We start from the raw sequence: 16,354 nt of genomic DNA on the forward strand, positions 1-16,354 counted from the left end.
ACCTCCGGTCAAGCGGTGCTTAGCACCGCTGACCTCGGGCTTGTTAATTTGTTATTCTCGTGGTTTAGGAACACACCAAGGTTTTTCCTAACCCCTTAAGCAATTACCAAGCCACAGCCTGTACCATGGCCATAATTTGTTCATTGCTGCAGCCTTTAACGTTGATGGCACCGCAGCGGCAAGAGGAGGAGCAGGCACCGCAGCCTTTGCACAGGGCTGGGTTGATGTTTGCTGCTGTGTTGCCTCTTTCGTCGGTAACCAGGGTGGCTGCTTTGGCTGGGCATACTTCTACGCATACGCCGCAAGCCATACATCTACGTACATCCACGAAGGCTGCCTTGCCATCGGTCTGGATGTTTTCTTTGGCCAGGGCGGTCACTGCGCGTCCTGCTGCAGCTTTACCCTGGGAGATGTTTTCTTCCAGGTTCTTCGGTCCATGGGCTAGACCGCACATGAATACGCCATCTGTTCCAAAGTCCACCGGACGCAGTTTCAGGTGGGCTTCCAGGAAGAAGCCTTCTGCGTTGATGGGTACTTTGAATTGTTTGGACAGGGCGGTGTTGTCGTTTGGTACGATGGCACTGGCCAAGCCGATGATGTCCGCATAGATTTCGATGGGACGATTTAGTACGTGGTCCATTACGGTTACTTTGGTGCCGGTGGCTGTTTCTTCTACCACTGGTTTAGCGTCGTTGCTGTAACGTACGAAGATTACTCCCTTACGGCGGGCTTCGGTGTAGAGGTCTTCAAAGTAGCCGTAGGTTCTTATGTCACGATACAGAATGTAGACGTTGGCACTGGGCTTGGCTTCTTTTACTTTTAAGGCCAATTTGACGGCCTTGGTACAGCAGATGCGGCTGCAGTAGGGTCGCTCGTCGTCACGGCTGCCCACGCACTGGATGAAGACGTAGTTGTTGGAGTTGCCCAGTTTGTTGCCTGCCAGCAGGCCTTCTACTTCCAGCAGGGTGTGGACTCTGGTGTTGTGGCCGTAGAGGTATTCTGTTGGCTTGTATTCTGCAGCACCGGTAGCGATGATGGCCACACCGTGCTTGATTTCTTCGCCGTTGCTCAGGTTGGTTACGTAGTTGCCCATAAAGCCTTGGACATCGGCTATGGTTACTCCGGTGTAGACTTTGATTTTGGCATGGCTCGTTATGTTATTAATTAGTTCACTCATGTAGGCCTGTACGTCTTCGCCACCCATGCCATAGTGGATGCGTTTGGCGATGCCGCCCAGTTCTTCGGCTTTTTCTACCAGGTATACTTGGTAGCCTTGGTCTGCCAGGTTCAGGGCTGCGGTCAGTCCCGCTACGCCGCCGCCTACCACTAATGCGTCATGGTTCATGGGCAGGGTTACGGGTTGTACCGGCTCCAGCAGAGCAGCTTTTTTAACTGCCATTTTCACCAGGTCTTTGGCCTTTTCGGTGGCCTCTTCCGGTTCATTTTGGTGTACCCAGGAGCAATGGTCACGGATGTTGGCCATTTCAAAGAGGTGCGGGTTCAGTCCTGCTTCTTTTAAGGTCTCTTGGAACATCGGTTCGTGGGTCCGGGGGCTGCAGGAGGCCACTACGATCCGGTTCAGGTTATTTTCTTCGATGGCTTCTTTGATCTGGGCACTGGCATCCTGGGAACAGGCATACAGTTTGTCGGTGGCATAGGCTACGCCAGGCAGGGTTTTAGCATATTCTGCTACCGAGGGTACGTTTACGATGCCGCCAATGTTGATACCACAGTGGCAGACAAATACGCCGGTCCGTACTAAGTCACCAGCTACATCTTTGGGTGCTGGATATTCTTTAATTTTGCTCATGGTTCCCTTGGCTTCGGTCAGCAGTTTTTGGATTTCTCCGGCTGCTGCACTGGCCTGCATGACGGTTTCGGGTATGTCTCTCGGGCCGCTGAAGGCTCCGGCTACGTATACGCCGGGTTTGTTGGTGGCTACGCCGCTTAGTTGTTGTACATCAGCGAAGTTGTATTGGTTTAGTTCTACACCTAAGGTTTTGGCCAGTTCTACCGCGGATTTGTTGGGCTCTAAGCCTACGGATAGTACGACCATATCGTATTCTTCGTTTATTACGGTGCCGTCTTCCAGGGCATAGCGGATCATGACGTTGTCGTTTTCACCCGGGTCTATGCCATAGACACGGCTTCTAACGTAGTTCACTCCATATTGTGCCTTGGAACGCTCATAGTATTTTTCAAAGTCTTTGCCGTAGGTCCTCATGTCCATGTAGAAGATGCTGGCATTCAGGTCGTAAGGCGCGTGCTCTTTGGCGATAACGGATTGTTTGATGGCATACATACAGCACACGGAGGAGCAGTAGCCATGGCCAATCTTGCAGTTACGGGAGCCTACGCATTGAATCCATGCTATTTTAGCTGGTTCTTTGTGGTCGCTGGGCCGTACCAAATGGCCGCCAAAGGGACCGGATGCGCTGAGGATTCTTTCAAATTCCAGGGAGGTTACGACGTTTTTCAGTTCGCCGTATTTATACAGTGCCAATTCCTTGGCATCAAAAATTTCAAAGCCTGGTACCAGCAGTACAGAGCCCACTTCGATTTGTGTTTCTTCGTCCTGCATGTGGTGGTTGATGGCTCCGGCTTGGCATGCTTTGAGGCATTTGCCGCAAAGTTTTTCGTTGGCCAGGTTTTTAAATTTTAAGCATTTTTTGTCGTCAATGGCAAAGGCATTGGGGAATGCTTGGGCATACAGTTTGTAGATGGCTCTCCGCTTGTCCAGACCTTGGTTAAAGTCATCATCTACTTTTACCGGGCATACCTCGGCGCAGCTGCCACAGCCTGTGCATTTATCCAGGTCTACGTAACGGGCTTTGGTTCTCAAGGTCACTTTAAAGTTCCCAGGTTCTCCTTCGATGCCTACCACTTCTGTATTGGTCATGGTGTTTACGTTCAGGTGGCGGCCACAGTCTACCAGCTTTGGTGACAGGATACACATGGAGCAGTCGTTGGTGGGGAAGGTTTTGTCCAGCATGGGCATGGTGCCGCCTATGGCTGGTTGCTTTTCTACTAAATACACATAGTAGCCGGATTCTGCTAGGTCCAGGGATGCCTGGATACCGGCTATTCCGGAGCCCACTACCATTACGGCCCCTACTTTATTGGTTGTAGTCATCTTCGCACCTCACATCTGTAGCGAAATTTTTATTCATTATTTTCATAATTTTCTCGATATTATAAAGGAAACCCTGAAGCCACGGGAGTGAACCCGTGGCCAGGGTCACTTTAGTTTATTGAATTGTTAAGGGTTTACTCTTCTTCTTCTTTTTTAGCCCAATCCGGAATAACTAAAGCATTTACCAAAAGGGGAGTAATGTGTGTGCACTTCCAACCCTTTTTGTACTCTTTGTTCATGTCATTGAATTGGTCTATGCAGTTGTGACAGGGAACGGCCACAAGCTTGGCACCTGTTCTGTCAATCTGCTCAATTTTACGGATAGCCTTCGCCATACGCTCAGCCTTGAATTCCGGCATAGCCATGCCGCCGCCGCCTGCACCACAGCAGTAGTTATACTGGCGATTAGGATACATTTCACGGAAGTCCGTGCTAATGGCCTTCATGACGTTACGATTGGCATCCAACACGCCGGACTTACGCACTAGGTTACAGGGATCGTGTACGGTACAGGCGTCAGCGTTCTTGGTTGGGTCAACCTTAATCGTGCCATCCTTAATCCACTCATCGTATACTTCCAGTATGCTGAGAATTGGGAATTCCGGACCATCCCAGAATTTTTCATAGAATAAACGGGTGGATTTATAGGCGTGACCGCACTCGGTAATAACGATTTTCTTGACACCCAGACGAACTGCTTCCTCAAAGAAAGGACGCTGAATTTCACAGAAATCATCGTTTTTACCACTGAACAGAGCCAGGTTGGTGGAGTCCCAACGGTGCAAACCAAGGGTATAGTCTGCCTTGGCATAGTAGAATACTTTCAGGATTTCTTGCAGTTCGTGGGAGTAGTATTTGATTTCACGGGCGTTCATACCGAAGATAAATTCGGCGCCCTCTTTGCCAACGTTAACTTTATAATTGGGATCGCCCAATTCTTCCTGCAGTTCTTCCTCAATCCACTCAATGGTTTCCATATATTCATCTGCCGGTACATCCATCTGGTTACCGGAGTGAATGTGCTCGTTAACTACCTTGTCCATAAAGCCAGGTGTGGGAATGCCAAATTGACCCCTCATACCCCTGGTAATAACACCAAAGTTAATACCCATGGGGCATTCTACCGTGCAGCGTTCACAAACATTGCAATTCCAGATAAAGGGGTCTTTTAAGGCCTCTTCCCTCATACCAAGAATAAGCTTACGCAGGAATTTGCGGGGGTCATTATCGTTAATAACGTCGGAATAGGGGCACCCAGCAGTACACATACCACAGGCCAGACATTGGGTCCAGTCTATATTTTTAAGTTTTTCCATAACTTCTTCTCTAAATTTGGGATCCATTTTAGCAAAATCAATAACTTCCGGCACTTCAACCTTAGCATTCTCAGAAGACATAGTCGTTTTCTCCCCCTTTTCAGTCGGTTTACCTTTCCACTTTAGTACTCGTTGGGCAGCTTATCCAACTGCTCCTTGGTAAATACGGGGCCATCCTTGCAAACATATTTGCTGCCTACGTTGCAACGACCGCACATACCAATACCACACTTCATCCTGTTCTCTAGGCTCATGATGATACGCTCTGGGGTAAAACCGCATTCTACTAGTACCGGCATGGTAAATTTAATCATTACCGGCGGTCCGCAGATAATGGCATAGTCTGTCTTGGGTGCCACTTCTTTGGTTACGGTGGGGATGAAGCCCACACGACCGTTCCAGCCTTCTACTTCCCGGTCAATGGTGGTGATCAGGTTGATGTCACTTCTGGCATCCCAAGCTGCTAACTCATCTTTGTACAGCAGCAGGCCGGGGTTCCTGGCACCATAGATTACGGTCAGGTCGCCGTAATCCCCACGATTGGCAGGATCCAAAATGTATTGGATGGTGGAACGCAGGGTCGTGAATGCAAAGCCGCCGCCTATGATGGTCAGGCTCTTGCCTTTCAGTTGCTCCAAAGGATAGCTGTTTCCTAAGGGACCGCGTACTCCCACGGTGGTTCCCTCTTGCAGCATGTGCAGGGCGGTGGAGACCACGCCCACTTTGGCCACGGAGAATTTCAGTATGCCTTTCTCGGTGGGGGAGGAGGCTATACCAAAGGGTGCCTCTCCTTTGCCATATACCATCAGTTCGGCAAATTGACCAGGCTCATATTTGAAGTTCTCTGCATCCTGTTCGTTTTGATATTCCAGAGTAAAGGTATGAATTAATTTGTCTGATGTCTCGGTGAAGTTTTTCACCAATTTCATCGGCAGCGGTAGATAAGGGTTTCTCATCTCTTTTCCAACCTCGCTTCCGCTAGTCCAGTGCCTGGATGTCAGCTAGTGCTTGACGTATATCCAGGTTCACAGGACAGTTTTTGATGCACCTACCGCAACCAACGCAGGCGGTGGCATTGTATCTTTCTACAAAGTAGTTGAATTTGTGCATGAGTCTTTGTCTCCAACGGGCTTTGCCTGTTGGTCTGGGGTTATGTCCGGAACCATGCAGGGTAAACAGCGGGAACATGCAGGCATCCCAGTTCCGTACCCGACAGCCGTCGCAATCGGTAGCTTCATCGGCTATGTCAAAACAGTGGCAGGTGGGGCACAGGTAGGTGCAGGCGCCGCAGCCTATGCATTTTTCATGCAGGCTGTCCCAGTAGGGATGTTCAAACATGCCGCTTAGTTTTTCGGCCATTCCCTCGATGTTAATGGTCCCATCGGCCTTCACTTCTGCTTGCAGTTTAGCTGCTGCTGCGGTGGCTTCTGCTCCGGCTTCACTTAAACCAAGTTTAGCCAGCAGTTCTTTCCCTTTTTCGCTGATGCCTTCCACTACATAGGCTTCTCCTATGTCGGTCAAGAAGATGTCGCTTCCTTCTTTGGCAAAGGGGCCACAGGCTACGCTGCTGCAGAAGCAGGTGCTGGCTGGCTCATTACAGCCTAAGCCAACCACCAGGCTGTTGGCCCGGCGTGTCAGGTAGTATACGTCTGTGTATTGGTCGTTTTTAAATACGTTGTCCAGCAGTACCCAGGATTTTACATCGCAGGGCCGCATACCAAATATGATGCTTGCTTGGCTGTCAACTTTGTCTTCCATCCTTAATCCTTCAGCGTCTACGGTGTAGTTGAATAGTTCTTCGGACTGAGGGAAAAGGATTTCTTTACCTGGCTTTTTGCTGTTAGCATAGTCTAGTTTTGCTTCTTCTCCCTTTTGGATGGCTGCGAATTCAACCATGCCGTTCTTTTCCACTGGTGCGATCACACGGTATTCACTGGCCAGTTTGTCTAGTATGTTTGTTACTTCGCTTTTGTTTAGAATCATCCTTTTTCACCTCACTCCTATAACATGAAGTCTTCTTTGTCGTCAAACTGATGGGTGTTTAGGGCCGGGGGATCTTCGAGGTTGACTCCGGCTTCTGCACCAAACAGTTCTTTGACGTCTTTTACCATCTTGCGGTTTAGTATGGATAGTTTGATTCCCACGGGGCAAGCTCTTTCGCAGGCTCCGCAGTCTACACAGCGTCCAGCCAGGTGCAGTACACGTACGGTCTGGAACAGGGCGTTGTCGTCTACTTTATCGGCTCCTTTGCCAATCCAGGCAGGAGCACCACAATCTACAAAGCATTCACTGCAGTAGCACATCGGACAGGCCTGACGGCAGGCGTAGCAGCGGATGCATTTTTCCATTTCTTTGGCGATGAAGGCACTTCTCTCTGCCGGGCTTAGGGCTTCGAAGGCTTCAATATCTGCATAGTCTGCTTCTTTGGCTTCTACTTTTTCGCCAACTAATTCGTCAAAGATTACGGGGGTGTTGTATTGGCAGGTTTTGCAGGAGCCAAACATGACGTCGGCTTTGGCCAGGGTTTGTTCAAAGCCTTTGCCCTTTACTACCAGGTCTGCTCCGTTGTCGGTTGCTTCCAGGATTTCTTTGCAGCCCACAGCTTGGCAGATTTGTTTACGGTCTACCATGCCTTCGCAGGGTATGCCGATGATGGTTAGGTTTTCTCTGTTGACTTGGCCTTCTTTGATTAGTGCCACAATGGCTCTGACGTCACAGCCCTTGGCGATTACGGCTACTTTTTCGCTGCGCTTGCGTACGAAGTTGGCCAGGTTGTTTTCGCAGGTGGCTCCCCAGATTAGGTTGTCTGCTTGTTCCGGTGTTCTGGCAAAGTATGGTGTGCTGCGGAGGGGCAGGCTACCTTGGGCAAATCCTACGACCAAATCCACTTTCTTTTCTTCTAACAGTTTTTTGGCAATTTCTCTAATGCTTTCGGTTTTGTTCATTCCCTCTCACCTCACTCCGCTTTACGAAATAGCCCGTTATTGGGACCCATTTCTTTTACTTTTCCGGTTAGGTCGGTTATTACTTCGGCAAATCTTGCACCTTCAGACGCTGATACCCAGGTAAAGTTCACCCGGTCTTGGTCTACTCCCATGTAGTTAAGGAGGTTTTTCATCAGCGCAAATTTACGGCGGGCCACCAGGTTGCCACTAACATAGTGGCAGTCTCCAGGGTGTCAGCCAGAGGTCAGGATTGCATCGGCACCGGATCTCAGTGCCCCAATGATAAATAGCGGGTTGATTCTTCCCGAGCAGGGTACCCGTACCACACGGATATTCGGCGGGTATTGCATGCGGCCTACCCCTGCCAGGTCTGCGCCGGCGTAACTGCACCAGTTGCATAGAAACGCTACAATTTTAGGCTCTCGTTCGGCCATGTACTTACCTCCGTTCCAGCCTTCAGCCATTAGCCATCACCCTTCCGCCATCCGCTTGGCTTATGGCACTTTGAGGATGGGTAGCTACTGACTGTGGATTTTGTGTTTGAGTTTGTATATTTCAATTTATTTATTTTCAACCTCCGGTCAAGCGGTGCTTAGCACCGCTGACCTCGGGCTTGTTAATTTGTTATTCTCGTGGTTTAGGAACACACCAAGGTTTTTCCTAACCCCTTAAGCAATTACCAAGCCACAGCCTGTACCATGGCCATAATTTGTTCATTGCTGCAGCCTTTAACGTTGATGGCACCGCAGCGGCAAGAGGAGGAGCAGGCACCGCAGCCTTTGCACAGGGCTGGGTTGATGTTTGCTGCTGTGTTGCCTCTTTCGTCGGTAACCAGGGTGGCTGCTTTGGCTGGGCATACTTCTACGCATACGCCGCAAGCCATACATCTACGTACATCCACGAAGGCTGCCTTGCCATCGGTCTGGATGTTTTCTTTGGCCAGGGCGGTCACTGCGCGTCCTGCTGCAGCTTTACCCTGGGAGATGTTTTCTTCCAGGTTCTTCGGTCCATGGGCTAGACCGCACATGAATACGCCATCTGTTCCAAAGTCCACCGGACGCAGTTTCAGGTGGGCTTCCAGGAAGAAGCCTTCTGCGTTGATGGGTACTTTGAATTGTTTGGACAGGGCGGTGTTGTCGTTTGGTACGATGGCACTGGCCAAGCCGATGATGTCCGCATAGATTTCGATGGGACGATTTAGTACGTGGTCCATTACGGTTACTTTGGTGCCGGTGGCTGTTTCTTCTACCACTGGTTTAGCGTCGTTGCTGTAACGTACGAAGATTACTCCCTTACGGCGGGCTTCGGTGTAGAGGTCTTCAAAGTAGCCGTAGGTTCTTATGTCACGATACAGAATGTAGACGTTGGCACTGGGCTTGGCTTCTTTTACTTTTAAGGCCAATTTGACGGCCTTGGTACAGCAGATGCGGCTGCAGTAGGGTCGCTCGTCGTCACGGCTGCCCACGCACTGGATGAAGACGTAGTTGTTGGAGTTGCCCAGTTTGTTGCCTGCCAGCAGGCCTTCTACTTCCAGCAGGGTGTGGACTCTGGTGTTGTGGCCGTAGAGGTATTCTGTTGGCTTGTATTCTGCAGCACCGGTAGCGATGATGGCCACACCGTGCTTGATTTCTTCGCCGTTGCTCAGGTTGGTTACGTAGTTGCCCATAAAGCCTTGGACATCGGCTATGGTTACTCCGGTGTAGACTTTGATTTTGGCATGGCTCGTTATGTTATTAATTAGTTCACTCATGTAGGCCTGTACGTCTTCGCCACCCATGCCATAGTGGATGCGTTTGGCGATGCCGCCCAGTTCTTCGGCTTTTTCTACCAGGTATACTTGGTAGCCTTGGTCTGCCAGGTTCAGGGCTGCGGTCAGTCCCGCTACGCCGCCGCCTACCACTAATGCGTCATGGTTCATGGGCAGGGTTACGGGTTGTACCGGCTCCAGCAGAGCAGCTTTTTTAACTGCCATTTTCACCAGGTCTTTGGCCTTTTCGGTGGCCTCTTCCGGTTCATTTTGGTGTACCCAGGAGCAATGGTCACGGATGTTGGCCATTTCAAAGAGGTGCGGGTTCAGTCCTGCTTCTTTTAAGGTCTCTTGGAACATCGGTTCGTGGGTCCGGGGGCTGCAGGAGGCCACTACGATCCGGTTCAGGTTATTTTCTTCGATGGCTTCTTTGATCTGGGCACTGGCATCCTGGGAACAGGCATACAGTTTGTCGGTGGCATAGGCTACGCCAGGCAGGGTTTTAGCATATTCTGCTACCGAGGGTACGTTTACGATGCCGCCAATGTTGATACCACAGTGGCAGACAAATACGCCGGTCCGTACTAAGTCACCAGCTACATCTTTGGGTGCTGGATATTCTTTAATTTTGCTCATGGTTCCCTTGGCTTCGGTCAGCAGTTTTTGGATTTCTCCGGCTGCTGCACTGGCCTGCATGACGGTTTCGGGTATGTCTCTCGGGCCGCTGAAGGCTCCGGCTACGTATACGCCGGGTTTGTTGGTGGCTACGCCGCTTAGTTGTTGTACATCAGCGAAGTTGTATTGGTTTAGTTCTACACCTAAGGTTTTGGCCAGTTCTACCGCGGATTTGTTGGGCTCTAAGCCTACGGATAGTACGACCATATCGTATTCTTCGTTTATTACGGTGCCGTCTTCCAGGGCATAGCGGATCATGACGTTGTCGTTTTCACCCGGGTCTATGCCATAGACACGGCTTCTAACGTAGTTCACTCCATATTGTGCCTTGGAACGCTCATAGTATTTTTCAAAGTCTTTGCCGTAGGTCCTCATGTCCATGTAGAAGATGCTGGCATTCAGGTCGTAAGGCGCGTGCTCTTTGGCGATAACGGATTGTTTGATGGCATACATACAGCACACGGAGGAGCAGTAGCCATGGCCAATCTTGCAGTTACGGGAGCCTACGCATTGAATCCATGCTATTTTAGCTGGTTCTTTGTGGTCGCTGGGCCGTACCAAATGGCCGCCAAAGGGACCGGATGCGCTGAGGATTCTTTCAAATTCCAGGGAGGTTACGACGTTTTTCAGTTCGCCGTATTTATACAGTGCCAATTCCTTGGCATCAAAAATTTCAAAGCCTGGTACCAGCAGTACAGAGCCCACTTCGATTTGTGTTTCTTCGTCCTGCATGTGGTGGTTGATGGCTCCGGCTTGGCATGCTTTGAGGCATTTGCCGCAAAGTTTTTCGTTGGCCAGGTTTTTAAATTTTAAGCATTTTTTGTCGTCAATGGCAAAGGCATTGGGGAATGCTTGGGCATACAGTTTGTAGATGGCTCTCCGCTTGTCCAGACCTTGGTTAAAGTCATCATCTACTTTTACCGGGCATACCTCGGCGCAGCTGCCACAGCCTGTGCATTTATCCAGGTCTACGTAACGGGCTTTGGTTCTCAAGGTCACTTTAAAGTTCCCAGGTTCTCCTTCGATGCCTACCACTTCTGTATTGGTCATGGTGTTTACGTTCAGGTGGCGGCCACAGTCTACCAGCTTTGGTGACAGGATACACATGGAGCAGTCGTTGGTGGGGAAGGTTTTGTCCAGCATGGGCATGGTGCCGCCTATGGCTGGTTGCTTTTCTACTAAATACACATAGTAGCCGGATTCTGCTAGGTCCAGGGATGCCTGGATACCGGCTATTCCGGAGCCCACTACCATTACGGCCCCTACTTTATTGGTTGTAGTCATCTTCGCATTACACCGTCCTCCTATTTCAGCTTTTCCAGGGGGATGTGTTCCCACCCTGACAAAGAACATTTACCCAAGCTGCAACAATAGGGTAAATTATAATTTTTAGACCTACGGGGTTAAAGCTAGGGATCAGCCCCCTAGATTAGGTAAGGATTTAGCTAGTTATTAAAAATTCGTAGGGCTTGTACCAAACTTAACAATCTTAATTAGACCTTCATTCTAATTGTTTACACCATGAATAGCCTAATTCAAAATCATAAAATAATTTTACCACATCATCCGCCAATTTTCAGCGTAACGTAAATACTATTTATGGTGAAATTACCTTTCCTTGCTGGTCCTCAGACAGGCCCCTTTTTAATCCTTACTTTGTATACAGAGAACTTGAAAAATACAGCAATTTCAACACTTTTACCCCTATGGCTAGTATATAGTTTCTACTAACTAGTGTCAATTATTTTAGAATATTTTAAAAAGGCGATTCCTTTCAATTGTTTTGCCATAATTTTTCGCAGTTACTATCGGCAGGCAATTTCGCTGCGGCTATTTGTCACACTTGATTAAATTTTCCGCCTTATTTGTCACCCTTATATTTTTTAAAATAATTTCGCAGAGTTGCTTTTCTTAAAAAAGGATAGACTAAGGGGTCTCCATCATAATAACCCCTTAGTCTACACATTGTCTTTCGCACTTATTAAAACTTTATGCTTAACCCTTTTCCCCCATACCTACATGGTCTTCACTTTTATTGGTCATGTTATTGGGTGGCGTTTTAAAAGGGTTATTATTTAGTTGTTTTTCCCCAGGCGCCATTTCAACCTGACTGGTTTCCGGCTCTGTCGATCCCTTAACTAACTCACTATGGCTGGTGACCATTTGCTCGTGAGGCACTCCTGATTGCAGTGTGTGCTTTTTACTGTGTAGGGTCATTTTACTGCCTCCTTCTAAAGTTTATGGGTTTAGTGTAACCAGATATTCTAAATTCTATGGTCCAACTATCCTTAAACTTAGAAGTACAGGCTTATACGAAAGGGTGTTCTCGAAAAAACTTAAAGCACTTTATAAACAGCGTTACAATCTTCAAAGCCCAATCCCTGTGCCTCTGCATCTTCATAGAACTTCTTAGCTAGTTTAGTAAATCTAGCATCATAGTTCCATGCATCTGCCATTTCACAGCCTAGACGAACATCTTTTAAGGCCAGGCTTACACCAAAACGATTGGCAAAATCATTATTGACAATCCAAGGGCCTCTGACTTGTAACTGGAAGGAATTAGCTCCCGTATCAGCTAATAATTCAGTTAGCAATTTCGCATCAATGCCAGCCTTTTCACCAATGCGGATGCCTTCCGCAAGTACAGCCAAGTTCGTCATTCCTACCATATTGCTAATTAATTTAAATGCATATGCTTGCTCTACATCACCCAAATAATATACCGGGCTACCTACAATCTTTAAGGTTTCTAGCATTTTTTCATAGACTTCTTTTTTGCCACCGGCAAAAATGGGTTGTTCGGCTTTTTCTGCTTGGGCAGGTCCTTTACCTAGGGGACAAGCCAAACATCCAATGCCTCTTTCAGCAGCAAAGTCAGCTAGCTTTCTGGCAGTCTTGGGATCGATGGTACTAACATCAATATAAACGGAACCCTCTTTCATTTTATTCAAAAGACCGTTTTCACCCAACATCGTTCCTTCCAGATGCTTAGGAAGCGGCAAGCTAGTGAAAACAACGTCACATCCCGCAAGTTCATCAACACTTTTAACAGCCTTCCCAGTGGTACCTGCGGCAAGGGTTCGATCAATGGCTTCTTGGCTTAAATCAAATACACTAACATCTTTGCCCGCGCGGATTAAATTTCTGGCTAGGGGGCCTCCCATAAGTCCTAAACCAATATAACCGTATTTCATAACATCCACCTTCCCTGTCATTAATTTTGATATGTTTAACTATATAGCAAATGGCATACCAGCATAAAAACGCGCTAGTTGCAAGGTTTTTTAACGAATCCAATCGATCGCCTGTGCACATTTGCAACGTTTGCTTAATGAGATCTCCGGTTTTAAGAGGAGATCGGTTAATTATACAAAAAAAGAGCATTGCGTTTTTGCAATATCATTGCTAAGTCGCAATGCTCTTTGTCCTATTGCTAATCTTTATTGTATTACTAAACTGATAATTTACTTTTGTATTACACTTTGGTTTAACCCACTGGGTTATCTCATTACTTTATGCCCAACATTTGCGGTAACCATAGAACGATTTGGGGGAATTGGATAACTAACAGCACGCAAACGATCAACGCCCCCACATAGGGAAGTGCTGCCAGGGCTACCTTTTCTAATGAAAGTTTGGTTATTCCCATGGCCACGAACAAGTTAACCCCTAGGGGAGGCGTCAGCATCGCAATTTCGTTGGTCATGATTAAAAAGATACCAAAGTGAATGGGGTGAATACCCAGTTGACCCAGCAAGGGTAAAACAATGGGGGTAACGATTGCGATGGTAGCCAGCGTCTCCATGAACATTCCTAAGAAAAACAGGAAGACAAAAATCAGTAACAATACGACAGTGGGTTCTGTACTAATTGAAAGCATCACTTCTGTCAGCCGCTGGGGTACCTGATACATGGTGATAAAGCGACCAAACAACATGGATACACTAACCACGACTAATACTACCCCTGTGGTCATACTGGTTAATTTTAAAGATTCCCATAATTCTAACGGCTTTAATTTTTTGGTAATCACAGTCCCTACAAAAAAAGAATAAAGGATAGCAATCATTGAAGCTTCTATCGGGGTAAAAATACCGGTATAAATACCACCTAAAATAATAATCGGTGCCATTAGGGCCCAAATACTTTTGCGAATCACCTGCATTGCTTCGCTAACGGTATATCTTTTTCCGTCACCCTTATAACCGCGTCTGCGGGCCAAAAGATACGCTGTGACCATTAGAACCGTACCCACCATAGCCCCAGGGATAAACCCCGCCATAAACATCCCAGAGATAGAAACGTTCGCAATAACACCGTAAACAATCATGGGGTTACTGGGAGGAATCAAAATGCCCAATGTGCCTCCAGTGGCAGTTACGGCCGCTGCATAATCTTTGTCGTAGCCCCGCCTTATCATTGAGGGGATCATTAAGGCTCCCATGGCGGCAACCGTACTGGGACCTGAACCAATCATGGCCGCAAAGAACATACAGCCAAGAATCGTAACTAAACCCAGACCACCGCGTATACGTCCCACAAAAAGAGAACATACATCCACAATTTGTTGGGCAATACCCCCCCGCTCCATCAAAGCCCCTGCTAGAATAAAGGCAGGTACAGCGATAAGGGGAAACATTTCAGAGACCTTAAAGAGGTCCAGAGGGATAATAGACAAAGGAATATTTGTTGCTGTTAAGGCGATGAAAGTGGCCATGCCCAAGGAGACAAAAATAGGGACTCCCAGGAATAAGGATAGAAAGAGCAATAACCAAATACCTAGATCTAATGACATTAGAATTCCTCCCCATCCGTAGCTAATTGTTCCAACCGACCGGCACGGTACAATTTATAATAACGTTCCAGAATACGGATAGATTGCAGTAAAAAAGCTATTGGGATTACCGCAAAGGCATACTTTAAGTTCAAATCTAGCACTGCTGATTTAAGTGGAAATTGGTTCATAGACTGGTACAACAGGATTCCCTGCCAAATAACCACTCCATTAAAGAATAACCAAATCATATCAGCAAACATGATAAAGTACTTTCTCCAGGCAGACGGAAACAACCTAAACTGAGCAGTTACCCGTACATGGCGTCCATGTTTTGCAGCATGGGCAGTGGCTAAGTAAACCATAACTAAAAACGCAATGCGTGCCAGCTCCTCAGCGGAAGCAATAGACTTACCAAAAAAGTATCGATAGAAAACCTGAGATGACATTAAAATTACTGTGGCAACAAGAAAGAAAGCGCATAAAATTTCTTCCAAATTGTCTATGACCCATTTTAAACGTTCTTTCATTTACTTCCCCCCTAAAAAACTCGGCTTAACCAAGCCTCGGTAAAGTTTAAGAACTTGGTGAATTACAATAGCTAGATTGAAATGGGTACCTGCATACATCAGGCACCCATTTTGTTATGCGACGAAAATTATGCTTTTAAATTTATTTCGGCATCTCTTTGCCAAGGATGTTCATTGCTTTTTCCACAAGCTCTGTGCCGCCAACTTTGTCGTAGAATTGCGGCCAAGTAGCCATGGCACGTTTCTGCCACTCTGCTTCATCCTTAGGAGCTCCCAATTCCTCCATGCCGTTATTGGTCAGGTTTTCCAAAGCCTTCGTTTCTAACTCGACAATAAAATCACGTTCAGCAATAGCGGTATCTCTACCAGCTTTGATCAGAGCATCACGGATGTCAGCAGGCAAGCTCTGCAACCATTTTTCTTGAACCACCACAGGTCCAATCCACATTTTGTAGTGAATATCCGTGATATATTTCTGTTTCGCTTCGTAAAACTTCATGGAGTTGTTTACAGTATGGGGGTTTTCTTGGCCATCTACCAGGCCCTGCTGCAACGCACTGAAGGTTTCATCCCAGGCAATCGGAGTTGGCTCACAGCCCCAAGATGAGAATGCCCCGATCATCATTGGGTTCTGAGGCACACGAATCTTTAGACCCTGTAGGTCGGCTAAGCTAGTTACCGGTTTTTTGGAGTTGGTCAAAACACGGAAACCTTGTTCAAACCAAATCAGAGCACGGGTACCAGACTGCTCAATCATCTTCTGGTCTAAATCATCCCAGATACCATCCATCACTTTATAAGCCTCTTCACGGTTCATAAACATATAGGGTAGATCATAAATACCAACGGAGGGGGTGAAAACGGCAGCATTATTGCCGGCCAATGAGGTAGCTTGTACAACACCGTTTTGTACGTCCTGGAAGCCCCGTTGTTCACTGCCTAACTGGCCGCCAGGAAAGATTTGAACTTCAACCCGATTGTCCGTATACTGCTCGGCTAATTCCTTAAACTTCAGGGCAACCCACTGGTGCGGATCAGAAGGATCGGTACCCACGCCATGGGTATACTTAATAATAATCTTTTCTTCTTTGGGTGCGCCGGCTTGATCCTTGCCAGAATTGCCACAGCCGCTTAGAAGAAACATTAGTGGAACCAATAAGACCAAAAATAATGACGTAATCTTTTTCATGCCCATACCTCCCATAATAATTTTATTTTTCTTTATTTGATTTTG

12 protein-coding genes are annotated in these 16,354 nt (G+C 47.5%); all 12 read right to left on the reverse strand.

The annotated features are described in order from the left end of the window. Nucleotides 1–103 precede the first annotated feature (103 nt). The 12 genes from V6C11_RS01460 to dctP all read right to left on the reverse strand — a co-directional run bounded on the left by V6C11_RS01460 (nt 104) and on the right by dctP (nt 16,309). Entirely contained in the window at nt 104–3,133 is a 3,030-nt protein-coding gene (locus V6C11_RS01460; protein WP_333529306.1) for an FAD-dependent oxidoreductase, read from the reverse strand. Nucleotides 3,134–3,267: 134 nt separating this feature from the next. Continuing rightward, the gene (locus V6C11_RS01465; RefSeq protein ID WP_333529307.1) at nt 3,268–4,530 is read right to left on the reverse strand and encodes a (Fe-S)-binding protein; all 1,263 of its coding nucleotides are present in this window, start codon (nt 4,528–4,530) and stop codon (nt 3,268–3,270) included. 41 nt (nt 4,531–4,571) lie between these two features. Next, nucleotides 4,572–5,405, reverse strand: coding sequence for an FAD/NAD(P)-binding protein (locus V6C11_RS01470; RefSeq protein WP_333529302.1), 834 nt, complete (start codon nt 5,403–5,405; stop codon nt 4,572–4,574). Nucleotides 5,406–5,427: 22 nt separating this feature from the next. Further along, nucleotides 5,428–6,432, reverse strand: coding sequence for a 4Fe-4S dicluster domain-containing protein (locus V6C11_RS01475; protein ID WP_333529303.1), 1,005 nt, complete (start codon nt 6,430–6,432; stop codon nt 5,428–5,430). Nucleotides 6,433–6,449: 17 nt separating this feature from the next. After that, the gene (locus tag V6C11_RS01480; RefSeq protein ID WP_333529304.1) at nt 6,450–7,394 is read right to left on the reverse strand and encodes a 4Fe-4S dicluster domain-containing protein; all 945 of its coding nucleotides are present in this window, start codon (nt 7,392–7,394) and stop codon (nt 6,450–6,452) included. 11 nt (nt 7,395–7,405) lie between these two features. Continuing rightward, a complete protein-coding gene (locus tag V6C11_RS01485; protein WP_333529305.1) occupies nt 7,406–7,828 on the reverse strand; it encodes a hydrogenase iron-sulfur subunit in 423 nt (140 codons plus the stop codon). A 242-nt stretch (nt 7,829–8,070) separates the two neighbouring features. Then, nucleotides 8,071–11,100: an FAD-dependent oxidoreductase gene (locus V6C11_RS01490; protein WP_333529306.1), complete on the reverse strand. Its 3,030-nt coding sequence runs from the start codon at nt 11,098–11,100 to the stop codon at nt 8,071–8,073. Nucleotides 11,101–11,811: 711 nt separating this feature from the next. Beyond that, nucleotides 11,812–12,033, reverse strand: coding sequence for a hypothetical protein (locus V6C11_RS01495; RefSeq protein WP_333529308.1), 222 nt, complete (start codon nt 12,031–12,033; stop codon nt 11,812–11,814). Between the two features lie 119 nt (nt 12,034–12,152). Then, entirely contained in the window at nt 12,153–13,010 is an 858-nt protein-coding gene (locus V6C11_RS01500; RefSeq protein ID WP_333529309.1) for an NAD(P)-dependent oxidoreductase, read from the reverse strand. Between the two features lie 314 nt (nt 13,011–13,324). Beyond that, nucleotides 13,325–14,611: a TRAP transporter large permease gene (locus tag V6C11_RS01505; RefSeq protein ID WP_333529310.1), complete on the reverse strand. Its 1,287-nt coding sequence runs from the start codon at nt 14,609–14,611 to the stop codon at nt 13,325–13,327. Next, nucleotides 14,611–15,120, reverse strand: a complete 510-nt coding sequence (locus tag V6C11_RS01510; protein WP_333529311.1) for a TRAP transporter small permease — start codon at nt 15,118–15,120, stop codon at nt 14,611–14,613. The genes V6C11_RS01505 and V6C11_RS01510 overlap by 1 nt, the downstream gene beginning before the upstream one ends. A 142-nt stretch (nt 15,121–15,262) precedes the next feature. Further along, the gene (gene dctP / locus V6C11_RS01515; RefSeq protein ID WP_333529312.1) at nt 15,263–16,309 is read right to left on the reverse strand and encodes a TRAP transporter substrate-binding protein; all 1,047 of its coding nucleotides are present in this window, start codon (nt 16,307–16,309) and stop codon (nt 15,263–15,265) included. Nucleotides 16,310–16,354: the final 45 nt, after the last annotated feature.

Source organism: Desulfotomaculum sp. 1211_IL3151, assembly GCF_036763075.1.
In the GTDB taxonomy this organism is placed as follows: Bacteria; Bacillota; Desulfotomaculia; order Desulfotomaculales; family Desulfotomaculaceae; genus Desulfotomaculum.

Coding starts and splice junctions, on each gene's coding strand:
- V6C11_RS01460 (WP_333529306.1), bottom strand. CDS start 3,133: ATGACTACAACCAATAAAGTAGGGGCCGTAATGGTAGTGGGCTCCGGA.
- V6C11_RS01465 (WP_333529307.1), bottom strand. CDS start 4,530: ATGTCTTCTGAGAATGCTAAGGTTGAAGTGCCGGAAGTTATTGATTTT.
- V6C11_RS01470 (WP_333529302.1), bottom strand. CDS start 5,405: ATGAGAAACCCTTATCTACCGCTGCCGATGAAATTGGTGAAAAACTTC.
- V6C11_RS01475 (WP_333529303.1), bottom strand. CDS start 6,432: ATGATTCTAAACAAAAGCGAAGTAACAAACATACTAGACAAACTGGCC.
- V6C11_RS01480 (WP_333529304.1), bottom strand. CDS start 7,394: ATGAACAAAACCGAAAGCATTAGAGAAATTGCCAAAAAACTGTTAGAA.
- V6C11_RS01490 (WP_333529306.1), bottom strand. CDS start 11,100: ATGACTACAACCAATAAAGTAGGGGCCGTAATGGTAGTGGGCTCCGGA.
- V6C11_RS01495 (WP_333529308.1), bottom strand. CDS start 12,033: ATGACCCTACACAGTAAAAAGCACACACTGCAATCAGGAGTGCCTCAC.
- V6C11_RS01500 (WP_333529309.1), bottom strand. CDS start 13,010: ATGAAATACGGTTATATTGGTTTAGGACTTATGGGAGGCCCCCTAGCC.
- V6C11_RS01505 (WP_333529310.1), bottom strand. CDS start 14,611: ATGTCATTAGATCTAGGTATTTGGTTATTGCTCTTTCTATCCTTATTC.
- V6C11_RS01510 (WP_333529311.1), bottom strand. CDS start 15,120: ATGAAAGAACGTTTAAAATGGGTCATAGACAATTTGGAAGAAATTTTA.
- dctP (WP_333529312.1), bottom strand. CDS start 16,309: ATGAAAAAGATTACGTCATTATTTTTGGTCTTATTGGTTCCACTAATG.